Annotated in this window: 16 protein-coding genes and 2 pseudogenes; 7 read left to right on the plus strand and 11 right to left on the minus strand. The window is 72.6% G+C overall.

Annotated features, from left to right (window positions below; translation table 11 throughout):
- Positions 1-51: 51 nt before the first annotated feature.
- The 8 genes and pseudogenes from AS97_RS41745 to egtA all read right to left on the minus strand — a co-directional run bounded on the left by AS97_RS41745 (position 52) and on the right by egtA (position 8,931).
- Positions 52-1,050 carry an MBL fold metallo-hydrolase gene (locus AS97_RS41745; protein ID WP_210566723.1) on the minus strand — a complete coding sequence of 333 codons (999 nt, stop codon included), beginning with the start codon at positions 1,048-1,050 and terminating at the stop codon, positions 52-54.
- Positions 1,051-1,239: 189 nt separating this feature from the next.
- Complete coding sequence (locus AS97_RS41750; protein ID WP_210566724.1) at positions 1,240-2,742, minus strand: glutamate synthase subunit beta; 1,503 nt, start codon at positions 2,740-2,742, stop codon at positions 1,240-1,242.
- 38 nt (positions 2,743-2,780) lie between these two features.
- Positions 2,781-3,001: pseudogene (locus AS97_RS48060) on the minus strand (nitronate monooxygenase); the annotation flags it as partial.
- Between the two features lie 119 nt (positions 3,002-3,120).
- Positions 3,121-4,365, minus strand: a complete 1,245-nt coding sequence (locus AS97_RS41755) for a transglycosylase family protein (protein ID WP_210566725.1) — start codon at positions 4,363-4,365, stop codon at positions 3,121-3,123.
- A 267-nt stretch (positions 4,366-4,632) separates the two neighbouring features.
- On the minus strand, positions 4,633-5,598 hold the full coding sequence (gene egtD / locus AS97_RS41760; RefSeq protein WP_059142862.1) for an L-histidine N(alpha)-methyltransferase: 966 nt from the start codon (positions 5,596-5,598) through the stop codon (positions 4,633-4,635).
- Positions 5,595-6,350: an ergothioneine biosynthesis protein EgtC gene (gene egtC, locus AS97_RS41765; protein WP_059142861.1), complete on the minus strand. Its 756-nt coding sequence runs from the start codon at positions 6,348-6,350 to the stop codon at positions 5,595-5,597. Before egtC ends, egtD begins: the two co-directional genes overlap by 4 nt.
- Positions 6,350-7,678, minus strand: coding sequence for an ergothioneine biosynthesis protein EgtB (gene egtB / locus AS97_RS41770; RefSeq protein WP_125755316.1), 1,329 nt, complete (start codon positions 7,676-7,678; stop codon positions 6,350-6,352). The genes egtC and egtB overlap by 1 nt, the downstream gene beginning before the upstream one ends.
- Positions 7,675-8,931: an ergothioneine biosynthesis glutamate--cysteine ligase EgtA gene (gene egtA / locus AS97_RS41775; RefSeq protein ID WP_210566726.1), complete on the minus strand. Its 1,257-nt coding sequence runs from the start codon at positions 8,929-8,931 to the stop codon at positions 7,675-7,677. The genes egtB and egtA overlap by 4 nt, the downstream gene beginning before the upstream one ends.
- 251 nt (positions 8,932-9,182) lie before the next feature.
- Here egtA and AS97_RS41780 point away from each other — a divergent pair, with 251 nt between their 5' ends.
- The 5 genes from AS97_RS41780 (at position 9,183) to AS97_RS41805 (ending at position 13,594) form a co-directional block, all read left to right on the plus strand.
- A complete protein-coding gene (locus tag AS97_RS41780) occupies positions 9,183-10,187 on the plus strand; it encodes an NADPH:quinone oxidoreductase family protein (RefSeq protein ID WP_059142859.1) in 1,005 nt (334 codons plus the stop codon).
- Positions 10,184-11,389: an acyl-CoA dehydrogenase family protein gene (locus tag AS97_RS41785; protein WP_210566727.1), complete on the plus strand. Its 1,206-nt coding sequence runs from the start codon at positions 10,184-10,186 to the stop codon at positions 11,387-11,389. Before AS97_RS41780 ends, AS97_RS41785 begins: the two co-directional genes overlap by 4 nt.
- Positions 11,386-12,525 (plus strand): acyl-CoA dehydrogenase family protein, encoded by a 1,140-nt coding sequence (locus tag AS97_RS41790; protein ID WP_125755321.1) that lies wholly within the window; start codon positions 11,386-11,388, stop codon positions 12,523-12,525. Before AS97_RS41785 ends, AS97_RS41790 begins: the two co-directional genes overlap by 4 nt.
- A gap of 123 nt (positions 12,526-12,648) precedes the next feature.
- Complete coding sequence (locus tag AS97_RS41795; protein ID WP_247204662.1) at positions 12,649-13,287, plus strand: GMC family oxidoreductase N-terminal domain-containing protein; 639 nt, start codon at positions 12,649-12,651, stop codon at positions 13,285-13,287.
- Between the two features lie 112 nt (positions 13,288-13,399).
- Positions 13,400-13,594, plus strand: coding sequence for a hypothetical protein (locus AS97_RS41805; protein ID WP_020866016.1), 195 nt, complete (start codon positions 13,400-13,402; stop codon positions 13,592-13,594).
- Between the two features lie 36 nt (positions 13,595-13,630).
- On the opposite strand, the gene AS97_RS41810 is transcribed toward AS97_RS41805, so the two are convergent.
- Together AS97_RS41810 and AS97_RS41815 are read right to left on the minus strand one after the other, a co-directional pair.
- On the minus strand, positions 13,631-15,019 hold the full coding sequence (locus tag AS97_RS41810; RefSeq protein WP_086709874.1) for a family 2B encapsulin nanocompartment shell protein: 1,389 nt from the start codon (positions 15,017-15,019) through the stop codon (positions 13,631-13,633).
- A 71-nt stretch (positions 15,020-15,090) separates the two neighbouring features.
- Positions 15,091-16,503, minus strand: a complete 1,413-nt coding sequence (locus tag AS97_RS41815; RefSeq protein ID WP_210566729.1) for a family 2B encapsulin nanocompartment shell protein — start codon at positions 16,501-16,503, stop codon at positions 15,091-15,093.
- 401 nt (positions 16,504-16,904) lie between these two features.
- On the opposite strand from AS97_RS41815, the gene AS97_RS41820 reads away from it, so the two are divergent.
- Both AS97_RS41820 and AS97_RS41825 read left to right on the plus strand, forming a co-directional pair.
- On the plus strand, positions 16,905-17,810 hold the full coding sequence (locus tag AS97_RS41820; protein ID WP_125755325.1) for a phosphatidylinositol-specific phospholipase C/glycerophosphodiester phosphodiesterase family protein: 906 nt from the start codon (positions 16,905-16,907) through the stop codon (positions 17,808-17,810).
- Positions 17,811-17,863: 53 nt separating this feature from the next.
- Positions 17,864-18,364: a GNAT family N-acetyltransferase gene (locus AS97_RS41825; protein WP_059142852.1), complete on the plus strand. Its 501-nt coding sequence runs from the start codon at positions 17,864-17,866 to the stop codon at positions 18,362-18,364.
- Here AS97_RS41825 and AS97_RS41830 read toward each other — a convergent pair.
- Positions 18,345-19,642, minus strand: a pseudogene (locus AS97_RS41830) (ROK family transcriptional regulator). The gene AS97_RS41825 and the pseudogene AS97_RS41830 sit on opposite strands and share 20 nt — an antisense overlap.
- Between the last annotated feature and the right edge of the window lie 37 nt (positions 19,643-19,679).

Genomic DNA, 19,679 nt, shown 5'->3' on the forward strand with positions numbered 1-19,679 from the left:
CCCCGGCGGCCCTCCGCGGCTCCCGTCACCGGCGTGCTGCCAGGGGCGCGGTCAGGCCGAGGCCGTCGCCGCGCCCTCGCGCCGCTCCCATGCCACCTGGGCGAGGTCGGCCATGGTGGCCACGAGATCCGCCGCCTCGTCCGTGCCGTTCAGATGCCGGTACTCCGAACCCACCGTGATCACCAGCCGCTCGGGCAGGCCCAGCGCCGGATAGGTGTTCTCGGCGATCAGGGTGCGGGCGGCCTCCAGGGCCGGTACCCCTGCCGTGTGCAGCTCCCGGGTGCGGTCCCGCAGATGCTCCAGATAGCCGATGTGGCCGTGGACCCCCTCCTGGTCGAGGATCGGCCCATGGCCGGGGACGATCACCTCGGCCCCGGTCGCGAGAACCCGCTCGCACGCGGAGATCACATGGTCCAGGGGGCCCGCCCAGTGCACCGCGTGGTCGCCGGGGTCCTGGGGGCCGGAGGCGAAGATGACATCGCCGGTGAACGCCACCTTCTGCCGCGGCAGATACGCCATCAGATCGCCCGTGGTGTGCGCGGACGGCAGACTGAACAGCCGCACCGGCACCTCGCCCACGCGCAGGTCGAGTTCGCCCACGAAGGTGAGCGTCGGCTCGACCACCTCGGTGCCGGACCAGTCGAACCGCCCGAAGTGCCGCTGGAGATACCAGCCGAGCGGAGTCGCCGGATCGCTGCCGTGCACCAGGGCGTGGAGCTGCTGCGGCGAGGGCTCGTACTCGATATGGCCGAGTGCCTCGCGGGTGGCGACGATCTCCGCGTCCGGTACGACCTCCGCGCCCCACAGGTGGTCGCCGTTGGCATGGGTGACGATCACCCGCTCGATCCGGCTCCCGCCGGGCAGCAGGGCCCGGCTGCGCTCCAGGAAGTCCCCGGCCATCCGCCGGTCGTAGGGGGTGTCGATCCAGGCGGCGGCGCCGTCGGGCGAGACGATCAGACCGCAGTTGGCCAGACCCCATCCGGCGCTCGGGGTGGGGGACCAGATGTGCACACCGTCGGCCACGGCGAGGAGGGGCGATTGCGAGATCATGGACGCACACTATTCCCGCGCCGCGCGCCCGCGGCAGGCGGCCCGCCCTCCGGGCGCCGGTGTCCGGGTGTGTCGGTGTCCAGGCGCGTCCGTGTCCAGGGTGCGGGTGTCCGTGTGCCGGTGTCCGCGTGCGCAGGTGTCCGGCCACTGGTGTCGGCCACTGGTGTCGGCCATCGGAGTGCCGCCCCGTCAGGCCGTCATCGGGCGGTCGGCCGGCCCGACCGGTGCCGGGAGCGTCGTGGAACCCGCGAGATAGTGGTCCACGGCGGCCGCGGCGGAGCGGCCCTCGGCGATCGCCCAGACGATCAGCGACTGGCCACGGCCCGCGTCGCCCGCCACGAACACCCCGTCCGCGCCGGTGGCGAAGGACGCGTCGCGTGCGACGGTGCCGCGCTCGTCGAGATCCAGCCCGAGCTGGTCGAACAGCCCGCTGTCCCGCTCCGGGCCACGGAAGCCGAGGGCCAGCAGCACCAGATCGGCCCGGAGCACCCGCTCCGCGTCCGGCCCGGGCCGCCCGTCGGCCCGGGCTCCGATCAGGCGCAGCGCGCGGACGCCGCCGTGCGGCCGCTGCGCGTCCGGTGCCGTCCCCTCGAAGCGGACGGTGGTCGCGGAGAAGACCCGCGCGTCCACGTCCGCCTCCGGAGAGGCCGCGAGCTCCATGGCCTCCTCATGGGCGGCGGACATCCGGTAGATCTTGGGGTAGGTGGGCCACGGCTCGCCGTCGGCCCGTTCGTCGCCGGGCCGGGGATGGATGTCCAGCTGGGTCACGGAGGCGGCGCCCTGCCGCAGCACGGTGCCCAGACAGTCCGCGCCGGTGTCCCCGCCGCCGATGATGACCACATGCTTGCCCTCGGCGGTGATCGGCGGCCGGGCGTAATCGCCCTCGCGCACCCGGTTGGCCATCGGCAGATACTCCATCGCCTGATGGATACCGGCCAACTCCCTTCCTGGTACGGGGAGTTCGCGCCAGGAATGGGCGCCCACCGCTATCACGAGCGCGTCGTAGCGCGCCCTGAGCTCGGCGGCGTCCAGATCGGTGCCGACGTCCAGACCGGGACGGAACTTGGTGCCCTCCGCCCGCATCTGCCCCAGCCGCCGGTCCAGCCGGCGCTTCTCCATCTTGAACTCGGGGATGCCGTAGCGGAGCAGCCCGCCCACCCGGTCGTCGCGCTCGTACACCGCCACGGTGTGTCCCGCGCGGGTGAGCTGCTGGGCCGCGGCCAGGCCCGCGGGCCCCGAGCCGATGACGGCGACGGTCCGGCCGGACAGCCGCTCCGGTGGCTTGGGGGTCACATAGCCGCTCTCCCAGGCCCGGTCGGCGATGGCCACCTCGACGTTCTTGATGGTGACCGCCGGCTGGTTGATGGCCAGCACACAGGCGCTCTCGCAGGGTGCCGGGCACAGCCGGCCGGTGAATTCGGGAAAGTTGTTGGTCGCGTGCAGCCGCTCGCTCGCGCGCAGCCAGTCGTCACGGGAGACCAGGTCGTTCCACTCCGGGATGAGGTTCCCCAGCGGGCAGCCCTCATGGCAGAACGGGATGCCGCAGTCCATGCACCGGTCCGCCTGGGCGTTGATGATGGGCAGCAGGGCACCGGGGGCCTGGACCTCGTTCCAGTCCCGCACCCGTTCGTCCACCGGACGGCGGGGCGGAAGACGCCGGGGTGTGGTGAGGAAACCCTTGGGATCGGCCATGATGACCTCCCACTACCCGTGTCATGGTCTGGCCGCTTTCACTCCACTGTACGACCGCCGGTCGGCCGGTCCAGGGCCGTGGCGGCCTCGGCCGTGATCCGGTCCACCAGATCCGCGCAGCAGGGCAGATCCCCGATCACCTCGGCCACTTTCCCGGAGGCCAGCCCCCCCGTGTCGGCGCGCCGTCCACCATCGACCCCTTCAGCGGCATCGGGGTGGTGGCGCCCAGCGGGACCTGGCTCCGGGTGAGGTCCTTGCCCGTGCCGCATGGCCGGTCCGTCGCGCACCCCCCGGCCGGCTCAGCCCGGCCGGGGGCCACCACGCTCACCACAGGGGCCCGATCCACCCGCCTGCCCCGGCTCTCACCCGGGCGCCGGATCAGAGGCTGACGCCGTGTGACCGCAGATAGGCGAGCGGATTGACGTCCGAGCCGTAGCCGGGGCCGGTGCGGATCTCGAAGTGGAGATGCGGTCCGGTGGCGTTGCCCGTCGAGCCGGAACGGCCGATCTGCTGGCCGCCGTTGACGCTCTGCCCGGCCCGCACCGACAGCTGCGAGAGGTGGGCGTACTGGCTGTACTTGCCGTCCGGATGCCGGATGACCACCTGATAGCCGTACGCGTCGCCCCAGCCCGCCGAGACCACATGGCCCGTGCCCACGGCCTTCACCGAGGTGCCGATGCCGACGGGGAAGTCCACGCCCGTGTGATAGCCGCTCGACCAGCTGGAGCCGGCCGCACGGTAGGCGGTGCTCGGGTTGACGCCGCTGACCGGGGCGGTGAAGCCCGAGGAGGCGACGCGCTCGGTGTTCTGCTCCCGGCTGCTGTGCGGCTTCTCGGCCTTCGGGCGCGGCGCGGGCTTCGCCTTGGGCTTCGGCTTGGGCTCGGGCTCGGGCTTGGCCTTGTGGTGGTGCTCGGGTTCCGCCTTGGGCTTGGCGGTGGCTTTACCGCCCTTCAGGGAGAGTTTCTGACCGGGGTAGATCAGATCCGGATCGCCGCCGATCGCCTCGCGGTTGCTCTCGTAGAGCGCCTCCCAGCCGCCGGTGACATCGTGGGAGTCGGCGATACCGGACAGCGAGTCGCCGCTGACGACCACATAGCGGCCGGACTTCGTGGAGTTGTGCCCCGGGAGGCTGGTGGGGGTGGGCTTGCTCGCCGCCGCCTGCTGGGCCTTCTCGGCCCGCTGTGCCTTCTTGACCGGGGCGGCGGAGGTCTTGACGATCTTCGGCGCACTCTGCGGCGCCGCGTCGCCCCGGGTCAGCCCGGCCTTCCCCGAGCACACCGGCCAGGCGCCGGGGCCCTGGCCGTCGAGCACCTTCTCGGCGATCGCGATCTGCTGGTCCTTGGTGGCCAGATCGGCCCGTCCGGCGTAGGCGGTGCCGCCGTACGCCTCCCATGTGCTCTGCGTGAACTGCAGCCCGCCGTAGAAGCCGTTGCCGGTGTTGACGTCCCAGTTGTCGGTGGACTCGCACTGGGCGACCTTGTCCCAGGTCTCGCCCGAGGCCGCGGACGCGCCCGCGGCGCCGATGAGCGGAAGGGCGATTCCGGCGCCGCCCGCCGTGACGCTCAGTGAGGCACGGGAGATGCGGTTGGGCTTGTAACGGCGGTGGCGTCCCCGTAAGGGCATGGACGGCTCCTTCTCGTGCTGCCGGGTGCGGCGCGCTGCCGGGCGGGCCAAAGATAAGGGGGCCGATTTGGCCACAACAAGAGGGGGATCGCCTGGAAAGAGGGCCACAGCGCGCTGTGCTGCGGCCCTCTTCCGTTTATGTGATGTGCATCACACTATTTCCGTCGGTGGTTCGACCGGAACGCAGGGTGACGAGCCCATCCGCGAACGAGCCGCCGCCCGGGGCCGGGGCCCCGGGCGGCGGAGTGCGGTTGATCTGCCGAACGGTCAGCGGCGGACGGCCAGTGACACCGCGAAGCGGCCCTGTGCGTCGGTCCACCAGCGCCGCGAGTCCATCCCCGCGGCGGCCAGTTCGGCCCGCACCTTCTCTTCCCGGAACTTGCTGGACACCTCCGTACGGACCTCCTCCCCGGCCGCGAAATGGACCGCGAGATCCATGGCGGGGATCTTCGCCGTGAGGTCCTTACGGGCCCTCAGCCGCATCTCGATCCACTCCTCCTCGGCGTTCCACACCGCCACGTGGTCGAAGTCGGAGGGCTCGAAGTCGGCGCCCAGTTCGCGGTTGAGCACCGCCAGCACGTTCTTGTTGAACGCCGCGGTGACCCCCTGCGCGTCGTCATAGGCGGAGACCAGCGTGGCCTCGTCCTTGACCAGGTCGGTGCCGACCAGCAGCGCGTCGCCGGGTGCGAGCAGCTCGCTCACCGAGGCGAAGAACGCGGCCCGCTCGGCCGGCAGCAGATTGCCGATGGTGCCGCCGAGGAACGCCAGCAGCCGCGGACCCGGGGTGTCGTCGGGCAGCGCGAGCCCGTTCATGAAGTCGGCGACCAGCGCGTGCACCGTCAGCCGTGGATGCTCGGCCAGCAGGGCCTCCCCGGCCAGTTCCAGTGCGCTCTCGCTCACGTCGACGGGGACGTAGACACGCAGATCCGGCAGTGCCCGGATCAGATGGCGGGTCTTCTCCGAGGAGCCGGAGCCCAGTTCGACCAGGGTGCGGGCCCCGGTGGCATCGGCGATCTCCGCCGCGCGGGCGATGAGGATCTCCCGCTCGGCACGGGTCGGGTAGTACTCCGGCAGCCGGGTGATCTCTTCGAAGAGCGCGCTTCCCCGGGCGTCGTAGAACCACTTGGGCGGAAGCTGTTTGGGGGTGCTGGTCAGCCCGTCGGCCACATCGGCGCGCAGCGCGGCCGCGGTGGCATCGGCGGGCAGGGTGCGGGTGACGGTGAAGGGGCTCAACGGGAAGCCTCCTTAAGGGCGGTGAGCAGTACATCGGTGCGGGTGGCGGTGAGCAGGGTGCGGTCGGGGACCTCCGTCCAGCCGGGATCCTGGTCGTACGGCTCGGAGGCCACCACCACGCCCCGGTCCGGTTCGGCCAGGTACCACAGGGTGTCGCCCCAGGCGGTGGCGGCGATGGTCTCCCCGTCCATGAGCAGCAGGTTGAGCCGTGAGTCGGGGGATGCCCCGGCGAGCTGCTCGACGGCCTCGGCCAGCGCCTCCGGCGGCTCATGGCCCAGCCGCAGCCGGCGCAGCACCAGCGCCCAGACGAACGCCGAGTCGCACCGTGCCTCCAGGCCGAGCAGAGCTACGGGCGGCAGTGAGGCGGCGAGGTCCGCGACCGCGTGCGGCCAGTCGCGGAGCGCCCCGTTGTGGCTGAACAGCCAGGTCCCGGCGGCGAACGGCGAGGCGCCCGCCTCACCGTCCGCACTCGCCTCGGTGGCGTCCCTTACGGCGGCCATCAGCGCCCCGGTCCGCACCACGCGGGCGAGGTCGGCGAACGACAGATCGCCCCAGATGGGCCCGGCGCGGCGGTAGCGCGCGGGCACCGGGTCGCCCGACGCGTACCAGCCGACGCCGAACCCGTCGGCGTTGACCGTGCCGTGCGCCTGCCGCCGCGGCGCCCACGACTGCCGGAACAGGCTGTGCTCGGGCGCCATGACCACCTCGCCGATGGGGGTCCGCGGCCCGAGATACGCCAGATGCCTGCACATCAGGACGCGTCCCGCGCGGTGCGGAAACCCGAGAAGATCTGGCGGCGGACCGGCAGGTCCCAGTTGCGGAACGTGCCCCGGCAGACGACCTCGTCCACCGCGAAGGAACCGCCGCGCAGCACCTTGTGCGCCGGGCCGAAGAAGACTTCCGAGTACTCGCGGTACGGGAAGGCACGGAACCCCGGGTAGGGCAGGAAGTCGCTCGAGGTCCACTCCCACACATCGCCGATGAGCTGCCGCACCCCCAGCGGGGAGGCGCCCTTCGGATAGCTTCCGGCCGGTGCGGGCCGCAGATGGCGCTGGCCGAGGTTGGCCTGGTCGGGGGCCGGGTCGGCGTCGCCCCACGGATAGCGCCGGGACCGGCCGCTGTCCGGGTCGTGGCGGGCGGCCTTCTCCCACTCCTCCTCGGTCGGCAGCCGCCGCCCCGCCCAGCGGGCGTAGGCGTCCGCCTCGTACCAGCTCACATGCACCACCGGCTCCTGGGGCGGCACGGGTTCGGTCACCCCGAACCGGCGGCGCAGCCACTGCCCGCCCTCGCGCCGCCAGAACAGCGGGGCGGCGAGGCCGTGCTCCTGGACGTACGCCCAGCCCTCGGCCGTCCACCAGCGCCGCTCGCCGTAGCCGCCCTCCGCTATGAACCGCTCGTAGGCGCCGTTGGTCACCGGTGTGGTGTCGATGTGGAAGGCCGGGACCAGCCGGTGGTGCGCGGGCCGCTCGTTGTCCAGCGCCCAGGGCTCGGTCGAGGTGCCCATCGTGAACGGGCCGCCCGGGATCAGCACCTCCTCGGGCAGCGCCGCGCCGTCCGCCGTCTCGGGCGGCGGCGGGGCGGTGAGCGCGGCGGGTCCGCGGCGCAGCTGGTGGGTGATGAGCATCGTCTCGTCGTGCTGCTGCTCATGCTGCGCGATCATGCCGAAGGCGAAGCCCGCGTCGATCAGCGGGGCGCCGCGCAGCTCGATCCGCTCCAGGATGTCCAGCACCCGGCCGCGCACCTCGTGGACATAGCCGCGGGCCTCCGCGGGTGCCAGCAGCGGAAGGGAGGGCCGCTCGGCGCGCGGATGCTCGAAGGCGTCGTAGATCGAGTCGATCTCGGGGCGCAGCGCGTCACGTCCGCCGACCGCACGCAGCAGCCACTGCTCCTCCTGGTTGCCGATATGCGCCAGATCCCAGACCAGCGGGGACATCAAGGGGGAGTGCTGGGCGGTGAGGTCGGGCTCGTCCACGCATGTGGTGAGGGCGTGGGTGCGGTCGCGCGCGGTGCGCAGTGCCAGCTCGGCGCGCCGGCGCAGCGCCTCGGGATCGATGGTGAGGTCGGAGTCGGGGGCGGTCATGACCGTCCCTCCTTACCGGTGAGTGGAGCGAGCAGATCGTCGGCGGGACATCGGCCGCGGGCCACATAGCGGTCGGTGAAGTCGGCGACGGCGGCGATGACGGCGGGGGAGGCGCCGATGCGGGGCAGCGCGTCCAGCGCCGTGGCGAAGCAGCTGACGGCGGCGGCGCGCAGCTCGGGGTCGGCCAGACCGTGGCGCGCCGCGGCCCGCCACAGCCGATTGCCCGGTGCGGGGCGCGCGCCCGCCGTCTCGGCGAGCGGCTTCACCACCCGGTAAACCGTTTCAGCAGCCTGCGGATCGTCGAAGAGGGCGACCGTGACGGCGAGGGGGACGATCCAGCCGTCCTCACCGCTCTGCGCGTCGATCATGCGCAGTTCCAGATGGCCGCGCGGGCGGACGGGGGGAAAGAGCGTGGAGGCGTGGAAGTCGAGATCGTCGAGGGTGGGTGGCCGGGGCAGCCCCGTCCGGGCCCACCGGCGGAAGGTCACCCCGGACGGCACCGCCCAGGGCGCCTTCTCGTCCCGGATGGCCATCACGGGTGCGTCCAGCACATAGTCGGCCCAGGCCGTGCGGGGATCGCCGCCGTCGGGCGGGGCGTGGGTGCGGCCGGGCTCCATCGCCGTCCACACCGCCTGCCGGGTGGAGCGGTAGCCCGTGGGGCGGCCCTGGCGCAGGGGCGAGTTGGCGAACGCGGCGGTCAGCACCGCGCCCAGCAGATGGGCGAGCCGCCAGCGCCGTGCCATGCCGAGCGGTCCGGGCTCCTCGTGCCCGGCGTCCACGCAGACCTGTACGGAGGCGGTGCTGCACATCATGGAGCGTCCGGCCGGCCCCCGGCGGTCGAAGTAGGTCTCCATGCACTCGTACCGGGGCGTGGTGAGGAACCGTCTCGGCGGGCGCCAGGGGTCGTGGCCATGGCCGGCCAGGCCGAGGCCGAGCCCGGAGAGGAGGGATCGTACGAGGACCAGATCGGCGGCGGCGGACTCCACGCACGCGGTGAGGGAGTCGGCCGGGAGGGAGCTGAGCTCCACCTGGCCGCCGGGTTCGAAGGTGATGGCGGACCGCAGCGGCAGTCCGCGCAGGGCGGTGACCGCGGCTTCGAGCCGGGCCGCCTCGATGGGTCGTGCGGGGATGTGCGGGTCGTACAGGAGCCATTCGAGCTCGACTCCGATGCGGCGCGGCGGCCCTGTCTTGAAGCAGATGCCGTGCAGCCGGGCCTCCATCTCGGCCTCGCTGATCGCCTTGTCGTCGGGCACTGTCGTTTCTCCCGTTCCCGTTCCGGCAACGGCTCGCCGTGAAACGAGCCGATATGTCGCCGTCCACCTTTACCTGCAGACGCACCGGGCTCAAGGGCGCCTCCAGAGTTGCACAAGAGTTCATCCGCCGCCGGGTGGGAAGGGCAGGAAGGCTGACGGGCGGCGACGGTTTCCCTCGTCGTACCGACTGGTTAGTATGTGCGCGCGGCGCGGGTACCGCGTCCCGACGATCCGTTTGTGGAGGCCACCGGATGCAGGCATGGCGAGTGCACGACAATGGCGAGCCGGGTGAGGTCATGCGCCTCGACGACGTGCCCGATCCCCAGGCGGGACCGGGACAGCTGCTGCTGCGGGTCCGGGCCGTCAACGTCAACTTCCCCGACGCCCTGCTGTGCCGCGGCCAGTACCAGGTGCGGCCGCCCCTGCCGTTCACCCCCGGCGTCGAGGTGTGCGGCGAGGTCGTCGCCGTCGGCGAGGGTGCCGAGGGCGAGGTGGGCTCGCGCGTCCTGGCCACGCCCACGCTCCCCGCCGGCGGCTTCGCCGAACTGGTGCCCGTGGAGGCGGCGGCCGCGCTGCCCGCGCCCGATGCCCTGGACGACGCCGAGGCCGCGGCGCTGCACATCGGCTATCAGACCGGCTGGTTCGGCCTGCACCGCAGGGCCCGCCTCCAGTCCGGCGAGACGCTCTTGGTGCACGCCGCCGCGGGCGGGGTCGGCAGCGCCGCCGTCCAGCTCGGCAAGGCGGCCGGGGCGACGGTGATCGGGGTCGTCGGCGGCGACGACAAGGCCCGGGTCGCCCGCGAGCTCGGCTGCGACCTCGTCCTCGACCGGCGTGCCGATGACATCGTGGCGGCCGTCAAGGAGGCCACCGGCGGACGCGGCGCGGACGTCGTCTACGACCCGGTCGGCGGCGACGCCTTCGTCAAGTCCGTCAAATGCGTCGCCTTCGAGGGCCGCATCGTGGTCGTCGGCTTCGCCAGCGGTATCGTCCCCCAGGCCGCCCTCAACCACGCCCTGGTCAAGAACTACGCCATCCTCGGCCTCCACTGGGGCCTGTACAACACCCACGACCCGGCCGCGGTCCGCGCCTGCCACGAGGAGCTGACCAAACTCGCCGCACAGGGCACCGTCAAGCCGCTGGTCAGCGAGCGCGTACCGCTGGAGGGCGCGGCCGACGCCGTGCAGCGCGTCGCCGACGGCGTGACCACCGGCCGTGTGGTGGTCGTCCCCGGGCAGCCCGCCGGAGGCGCCCGATGAGCACTACCGGGCAGCACCCCGCCGTGGACGCCGACGAACTGCGCCGCCGCGTCCGCGACCTCCTGGACGCCCATCCGCCCGCCACCACCGCCCCCCTGGACTTCCTGCGCGCCCGCTTCGACGCCGGACTCGCCTGGGTGCACTACCCGGCCGGACTCGGCGGCCTGGACGCCCCGCGCTCTCTGCAGGCCGTGGTCGACGCCGAGCTGGCGGCCGCCGGCGCTCCCGACAACGACCCCCGCCGCATCGGCATCGGCCTGGGCATGGCCGCCCCCACCATCCTCGGCTTCGGCACCGACGAGCAGCGGCAGCGGCTGCTGCGTCCGCTGTGGACCGGTGAGGAGGTGTGGTGCCAGCTGTTCAGCGAGCCCGGTGCCGGATCCGACCTCGCGGCCCTGGCCACCCGGGCCGTGCGCGACGGCGACGACTGGGTGGTCGACGGACAGAAGGTCTGGACCTCCAGCGCCCATATCGCCCGCTGGGCCATCCTCATCGCCCGCACCGACCCCGACCAGCCCAAACACCGCGGGATCAGCTACTTCATCTGCGATATGACCGACCCCGGGGTCGAGGTCCGGCCGCTGCGCCAGATCACCGGCGAGGCGGAGTTCAACGAGGTCTTCCTCACCGGCGTCCGGATCCCCGACAGCCGGCGGCTCGGCGAGATCGGCGAGGGCTGGCGCGTCGCCCAGACCACCCTGATGAACGAGCGGGTCGCCATCGGCGGCGGCCGCGTCCCCCGCGAGGGCGGCATGATCGGCCTGGTCGCCGGCACCTGGCGCGAGCGGCCCGAACTGCGTACCCACGACCTCCACCAGCGGCTGCTGCGGCTGTGGATGGAATCCGAGGCGGCCCGGCTCGCGGGCGAGCGGCTGCGCCAGCAGCTCGCGGTCGGCCAGCCCGGCCCCGAGGGCTCGGCCATGAAACTCGCCTTCGCCCGCCTCAACCAGCACATCAGCGCGCTGGAGGTCGAGCTGCTGGGGGAGGAGGGGCTGGGCTACGACGACTGGACCCTGCGCCGCCCGGAACTGGTGGACTTCACCGGACGCGAGGCCGGCTACCGCTATCTGCGTGCCAAGGGCAACTCCATCGAGGGCGGCACCTCGGAGGTGCTGCTCAACATCATCGCCGAACGCGTCCTGGGCCTGCCGCCCGAGCCGCGGACCGACAAGGACGTCCCGTGGAAGGACCTGCCCCGATGAGCACCCCGGACCTGCTCTACTCCGAGGCGGAGGACGACCTGCGCGCGGCCGTACGGTCGCTGCTCACCGACCGCTGCCCGCCCGCCACCGTGCTCTCCGAGGCCGAGAGCGGCCGGGCCCACGACGTCGCGCTGTGGGGCGCGCTCGGCGCCGAGATGGGCACCGCCGGGCTGCTGGTCCCCGACAAGCTCGGCGGCCAGGGCGCCACCGCGCGCGAGGCGGCCGTCGTCATGGAGGAGCTCGGCCGCACCGTCGCCCCCGTGCCCTACCTCACCAGCGCCGTCCTCGCCGCCGGTGCCCTGCTCGGCTGCGACACCGGCCAGGAGCCGGTGGCCCGGCTGCTCGGCGCGCTCGCCGAGGGCCGCACGGTGGGCACGCTCGCGGTGCCGCTGTCCACCACGGCCGGTGTGTCCGGCCCGCCCGCCGCGACCGTACGCGCCGACGGCGACGGAACGCTCAGCGGCCAGGTCTCCGGTGTCGCGGGCGCGGCGGGCGCCGATGTCCTCCTCGTCCCCGCCACCGGCGCGGACGGATACGGGCTGTACGCCGTGGAGACCGCCGAGACCAGCGTCACCGTCGAACCCCTCACCTCGCTCGACCTCACCCGCCCGCTCGCCGCGGTGACTCTCGCCGGCGCCCCGGCCCGCCGGCTGGCCGGGCCCGACCGGGCCGCGACGGCCATCGAGCGGGCGCTGCTGACCGGGGCCGGGCTGCTCGCCTCCGAGCAGCTGGGCGTGGCCGAATGGTGTCTGACCGAGACCGTCCGCCATACCAAGGAGCGCCATCAGTTCGGGCGCCCCGTCGGCTCGTTCCAGGCGCTCAAGCACCGGATGGCCGCACTGTGGCTGGAGCTGGTCTCGGCGCGCGCCACCGCCCGGTACGCGGCCGACGCGCTGGCCACGGACAGCCCGGACACACCGGTCGCGGTGGCCGTGGCCCAGGCGCACTGCGCCGAGGTGGCGGTGCGCGCGGCCGAGGAGTGCGTCCAGCTGCACGGTGGTATCGGCATGACCTGGGAGCACCCGGCGCATCTGTATCTCAAGCGGGCCAAGAGCGATGAGATCGCGCTGGGCACCCCCGGCCGCCACCGGCAGGCGCTCGCCGGGCTGGTGGATCTGGCGGCCCCCACCGGCTGACCGGCCGGGCCCGGCGAACCCGCCCCCGTCCCGCGATCACGCCACTGGAGTGCCGCACGGCTGTTCGGCGCTCCGGTGGCGAACGGTCGTGCGGCACGTCGGGCGAGGCCGGAACAGGGGCACATGATGAGCGACTTCGACTACATCGTGGTGGGCGCGGGCTCGGCCGGCGCGGTGGTCGCGGCCCGGTTGACGGAAATCCCGGACACGCGGGTGCTGCTGCTGGAGGCCGGGAAGGACGACGCGGCCGAGCAGATCCACGACCCCACCGCGTGGTTCACCCTCATCGGCGGTGAGCACGACTGGGGCTACACCACCGTCCCGCAGCCGGGGCTGGCCGGGCATCCGCAGGCCGCCGCGCGCGGCAAGGTGCTCGGCGGCTCCAGCAGCATCAACGCGATGACCTACGTCCGCGGCCACCTCGGCACCTTCGACGCATGGGCCGCCGACGGCTGCACCGGCTGGGACGCCGCGTCGGCGCTGGAGATCTTCCGCGCCATCGAGCACACCGAGGGCCGTGACCGCCGCTTCCGCGGCACCGGCGGCCCGCTGCGGCTCAACCGTGGTCGACCCCCGGCTGCGCGTCCGGGGCGTCGAGGGGCCGCGGATCGCCGATGGACCGATCATGCCGTCGATCGTCACGGCCCACACCAACGCGGCCTGCGTCATGATCGGCGAGATGGCCGCCGAGCTGGTCCGCGCCGACGCCTCAGACGGCTCGCCACGCCCGCTCACCACCGAGGGGCGATCGCCGGGGAGTAACCCGCACAGCAGATCGGCACCCGTATGGAGCACCAGCCGACGGCGGTGCAGGGGCGATTCTGGGCCACACTGACGGCCGGATTCCGATGCTCCGTGGCCGAGGAGGCTCCCCATGGCCATTTCCATCTCCGTGGTCCTGCTGCTTCTGATCCTGACGGTGGTCTTCCTCCGCAGCGGCGGATTGCGCATCTCGCATGCGCTGGTCTGTGTGACGCTGGGCTTCTACCTGGCGAGCAGCAGCGTGGCGCCCACCATCTCCGAGGGGCTTGCCGCCACCGCGGACGTGGTCAGCAGCGTCCGTCCCTGACCCACGCCCGCGGCGACCGGCCTCTTCCGCCCGGGCTCAGCGGCCGATCTCGACGTCCTCCAGCACACCGACCGCGTCGGGCACCAGAATCGCGGCCGAGTAGTAGGCGGAGACCAGATAGGACGTCACGGCCTGCTCGCTGATGCCCATGAAGCGGACGTTCAGACTGGGCTCGTACTCGTCCGGGATACCGGTCTGATGCAGACCGATGACCCCCTGGCTCTCCTCCCCGGTGCGCATCGCCAGGATGGAGCTGGTGCCCGACTCGCTGATCGGGATCTTGTTGCAGGGCAGCAGCGGAACCCCGCGCCACGCCCGCACCGCGACCCCGGCCACCTCGATGCCCTGCGGATACAGACCACGGTCGCTGCACTCACGCCCGAAGGCGGCGATGGTGCGCGGATGCGCCAGCAGATACTGGGTCTTGCGGCGCCGTGCCAGCAGCTCATCGAGGTCGTCGGGGGTGGGCGGTCCGCTGCGGGTGTGGATGCGCTGGGAGAGGTCGGCGTTGTGCAGCAGGCCGAATTCGCGGTTGTTGACGAGCTCGTGTTCCTGGCGTTCGCGCAGGGCCTCGATGGTGAGGCGGAGCTGCTGCTCGACCTGGTTCATGGGCTCGTTGTAGAGGTCGGCGACGCGGGTGTGGACGCGCAGTACGGTCTGGGCCACGCTCAACTCGTACTCGCGCGGTGCCAGTTCGTAGTCCACGAACGTGCCCGGCAGGACCGGCTCGCCCGCGTGGCCGGACGCGACGGCGATATCGGCCTCACCACGCCGGTTCTGAGCGGGCGCGGACCGCTCCGAAAGCCCCTGGAGATGGTCGCGCAGCGCATCGGAGCGGTCGGCGGCCTCCTGGACGACACGGCGGGGGAGGGTGAGCACCGTGGTCCGGGTGACGGCCCGGACGGTGAACTCCCAGGTGTGCTCCGGACCGGTCAGCACCGCGTCGCCGAAGTACTCCCCGTCGGCCAGCACCGCCAGCGTGGTGCCCTCGTCATAGGCGCCGGGGGCGACCTGGCGGACCTTGCCGTGGGCGATCAGGAACACCTGGTCGGCCGGGCGGCCCGCCTCCACCAGCACATCCCCGGGCGCGTACTCGCGCTGGACGCACCCGTCGGCCAGCGATTCCAGTACGGCGGTGTCCCCGAAGCCGCGCAGCGTCGGCAGCTCGCCCAGCTCCGGCGGGATGACCCGCACCTGCGATCCGGTGCTGATGAACTCCACCCGACCGTCTCCGACCGTGTACGTCAGTCGGCGGTTCACCCGGTACGTACCGGCCGACACCTGCACCCAGGGGAGGACGCGCAGCAGCCACCGGGAGGAGATGGCCTGCATCTGCGGAACGGACTTGGTGGTGGTCGCCAGATTCCGTGCGGCGGCCGTGCCCAGACTCAGCGGCTGCTCACCGGACTCCACGGAAGTGGTCATAAGTGCTCATCACCCATTTCGGTAGATCTTCGGGAAGGTATGCGAAGGCCACGGGCCCGGTCGGGCGGGCGTCAGAGCCCGATTTCCACGTTCTCCAGAATTCCGAGCGCGTCGGGGACGAGCACGGCCGCGGAATAGTAGGCGCTGACGAGATACGAGATGATGGCCTGCTCGCTGATTCCCATGAACCGCACCGAGAGGCTCGGCTGGTATTCGTCGGGAATTCCGGTGCGGTGCAGTCCGATGACCCCTTGGTTCTCCTCCCCGGTGCGCAGGACGAGAATCGAGGTCACCCCGCTTCGGGACACCGGAATCTTGTTGCACGGGAAGATGGGCACGCCCCGCCAGGCCGGCATCGCATGGCCGTTCACCTCCGTGGGCTGCGGGGAGATGCCACGGGCGTTGAACTCCCGGCCGATCGCCGCGATGGCGCGCGGATGCGCCAGGATCAGCCCCGGGTCCTTCCAGACGGTGGCCAGCAGCGCGTCGAGGTCGTCGGGGGTGGGCGGTCCGCTGCGGGTGTGGATGCGCTGGGAGAGGTCGGCGTTGTGCAGCAGGCCGATCTCGGGGTTGTTGACGAGCTCGTGTTCCTGGCGTTCGCGCAGGGCCTCGATGGTGAGGCGGAGCTGCTGCTCTACCTGGTTCATGGGCTCGTTGTAGAGGTCGGCGACGCGGGTGTGGACGCGCAGTACGGTCTGGGCCACGCTCAGCTCGTACTCGCGCGGTGCCAGTTCGTACTCCGCGAAGGTGCCCGGCAGGACCGGCTCGCCCGAATGTCCTGAGGCCAGCGCGATGGCCGCCTCCCCGTGCTCGTTCTGCTCGGCCTCCGGCGCCGAGCGCACCCCGTCCACATGCGCCCGCAGCTGGGGTGAGCGGTCCAGCTGCTCCTCGAACTCCTGCCGGGGCAGGGCCAGCACGGTGCAGGAGGTCACGGCCTTCACGGTGATGCCCCAGGTGCCCGCCTGGGCGGCGGTCAGCTCCGGCTCCCCGATGTGGTCGCCGCCGGCGGCCGAGCCGACCACAGCGGGTTCGTCGAACGCGCCCTCGGTCAATTTCTCGACCTTGCCATGGGCGATGAGGAGAAGCTCATCGGCCGGGCGCCCGGCCTCGACCAGCACATCGCCCGGCGCGAATTCCCGCTGGGTGAAGCGGTCCGCCAGGGCCCCGAGCACCGAGGCGTCCTCGAAACCGCGCAGCAGCGGCAGCTCGCGCAGCTCGACCGGGATGACCCGCACCTCGGACCCGGTGGTGGTGAACTCCACCCGGCCGTCGCCGAGCGTATGGGACGCCCGGCGGTTCACACGATAGGAACCGCCCGGAACCTGCACCCACGGCAGCATGCGCAGCAGCCACCGGGAGCTGAGGCCCTGCATTTGCGGAACGGATTTGGTCGTCGTCGCCAGATTCCGCGCGGCCGCCGTGCCGAGACTCAACTGCGGCTGCGAATTTCCGGTACCGGAACCCGGTTCAACGGACGTCGTCATCGTGAATGCTCACCCATCCCTGTACGGACCTTGAGGACAAATTCCGCTCGAGCAACTGCCAAGCTATCAGCGGACTTTGGGTGGTGCATTCACTCAAAAGAGTGCCTGGGTGATGGTTATGTCGGCGGCCGCGGACGGGTAAACACTTCGAATGCGCGCCGCAGGCCGACGGCCGCCGCGACCCCGTCCGTTCACCCGGCCCCCGTTCACCTGTCGCGCGCCCGCCGCGGGCGGGCGCCGCGGCCTCGCCTCGGCACCCCGGGAACGGTGAGGAAATGGCCGGGGACCACCCGTGGAACTCTTCGCGCAGCACTGCCCTTTGGGCGCGACTCCGCCCGATACTCACTGGCGTCCATCCTGCGTATCCGGCACCAGGCCGGGACGAGAGCCGGGAGGCCCCCATGGTCCGCCGTACACGCCGTGCCTTTGTCGTCACCCTCGGAGCCGCTCTGGCGGGCGGCGCGGCCGCGCCCGCGTTCGCCAGCACGGCCAGCTCGTTCGGCACCACGTCCGTCTCGAAGGACGGCTCGAAGGACCTCTCGAAGGGCAAGCGGCCGCTGGCCAGAGCCCACGCCCACAACGACTACGAGCACCCCCGTCCGCTCCTCGACGCGCTCTCCCACGGCTTCGGCAGCGTCGAGGCCGACATCTGGCTGGTCGAGGGCGAGTTGCTGGTCGCGCACGACGCCACCGACCTCGACCCCACCCGCACTCTGGAGTCGCTCTACCTCGACCCGCTGGCCCGGCGGGTGAAGGCCAATGGCGGCCGGGTCTACCGCGGCCACGACCTGTCGCTGCAGCTGCTGATCGACCTCAAGACCGCCGGGGAGGCCACCTACCTGGAGCTGGCCAAGCGGCTGCGCCACTACGGCCCCCTGTTCAGCGCCGCCTACGGCGGGGTGGACGGCCGGGTGCGCCGCGGCGCGGTGACGGCCGTCATCTCCGGTGACCGCGGCGCACGGGCCCCCATGGAGGCCGCGAAGGTGCGCCACGCCTTCTACGACGGACGTCTGGAGGATCTCGGCTCGGGCGTGCCCGCCTCCTTCATCCCGCTCATCAGCGCCGACTGGACCAAGACCTTCACCTGGACGGGGACCGGTCCGATGCCGCGGGCGGAGCGCGAGACGCTGCACCGCCTCGTCGCCTCCGCACACGCCGCCCGGCAGACCGTGCGCTTCTGGGCCACCCCGGACGTGGCCGGACCGGAGCGCGACGCCCTGTGGCGTGAGCTCCTGGCCGCCGATGTGGACTACCTCAACACCGACGACCTGGCGGGGCTGGAGGCGTTCCTGCGCGCGGCCCGCTGACACCTCGCGGGCGGCGGCGGGAAAATCCCTCGCGCGCCGTCGCCCGCACCGCCATGCTGGCCCGCATGCTGATCAGGACCGCCACCGCCGAGGACTGGCCTGCCATCTGGGCTTTCCTGCGCCGCATCGTCGCCGCGGGTGAGACCTACACCTACCCTCGCGACCTGGACGAGGACCGGGCCCGCGACATCTGGATGCCGAGCCCCCCGAGCCGTACCGCTGTCGCCACCGATCCCGACGGCACGGTCCTGGGCTCGGCCAAGATGAACCCCAACCACATGGGACCGGGCGCGCATATCGCGGGGGCCAGTTTCATGGTGGCGCCCGAGCACGGCGGGCGCGGTGTGGGCCGGGCCCTGGGGGAGCATGTCCTGGCGTGGGCGCGCGCCGAAGGCTACAAGGCGATGCAGTTCAACGCCGTGGTGGAGAGCAACACCCAGGCGGTGGCGCTGTGGCGCTCACTGGGCTTCGAGGTCATCGGCACCGTCCCCAAGGCGTTCGACCACCCCACGAAGGGCTATGTGGGGCTGCACATCATGCATCGCTTCCTCTGATCCCGGCAGGCTCACCGGACCCGGCCGGGTCCCTGAACCCCGCCGGATCGTCGAGGACCGCCTGCACCACCGAGTTGGCCGCGCCCAGCAGGGGACCGTCCGGGCCGAGCCGGGAGACGGTCACCGCCCCGCTGCCCGGACGGGCCGGGTCGGTGAGCCGGCGTCCCAACTCCCGCTCCAGGGCGGGCAGCAGCCAGGGCGCCAGCGGCGTCAGTGCGCCGCCGAGCACTACCTTCTCCGGGTCGAGGAGGTTCACCGCGCCCGCGAGGGCGATCCCGAGCGCCGAGCCCGCGCCGCGCAGCGCGCGCCGCACCCGCTGGTCGCCGCTCGCCGCCCTTACGGCCAGCACGGTGATACGGCCGCCGGGGCCCGGGTGCTGGGCCGCGGCCTCCTCGGGGACAGGCCGCTCGCCCGCAGCACCGCCTCCTCGCCCGCGTACTGCTCCAGACAGCCGCGGCCGCCGCAGGCGCACTCGGGCCCCTCGGGACGCACCGGCACATGGCCCAGCTCGCCCGCGAAACCGTGGGTGCCGCGTAGCAGTTGCCCCTCCAGCACGACCGCGGCACCGATGCCGATCTCGGCCGAGACATGGACGAAATCCCGGGGCGCGGGGTCGTGGCCGCCCCGCCACAGCTCGGCGAGCGCGCTCAGATTCGCCTCGTTGTCGACGGTGACCGGCAGACCGGGCAGCGCCGTGCGCAGCTCGGGGCCGATGTCCACCCCCTCCCAGCCCAGGTTGGGGGCGCGGACGATCAGCGAGGAGTCCCGCGCCACCAGACCGGGCACCGCCACCGAGAGCCCCACCGGCCGCAGCCCGGCCAGCTCCGCCTCCACCGCGACCTGCCGGACCAGGGAGGAGAGCTGGGTGAGCACCGGGGCCGGTGCACGGTCGCGGTTCGCCGAGGCTATCTCGGTGCGGGCCCGCACCCGCCCGGCGAGGTCCACCGCGCACACCGCGAGATGGTCCACCCCGATCTCCGCGCCGAGTCCGGCCGGACCGCGCTCATTGAGCTGCAGGGCGCTGCCGGGGCGGCCGACCGTACCGGGCCGGGAGGGGCCCAGCTCGACCAGCAGCCCGTCCCGGATCAGCTCGTCGACGAGCGTGGAGACGGCGGCCCGGGTGAGCCCCACACGGGCCGCCACCGACGCACGGGACAGCGGGCCGTGGGCGGCCACGGCGCGCAGCACGAGGGAGAGATTGCGCCGGCGCATCGCCTGCTGGGTGTTGGGCAGTGGAGCTGCCACGTGTATCTGTCTCCTCTCGCCCGATCCGCTCATTGTGCCGGGCCGGTACGACACCGGTCCGTCCGGCCGA

This window comes from Streptomyces sp. AgN23, assembly GCF_001598115.1.
Lineage (GTDB): Bacteria > Actinomycetota > Actinomycetes > Streptomycetales > Streptomycetaceae > Streptomyces > Streptomyces antimycoticus.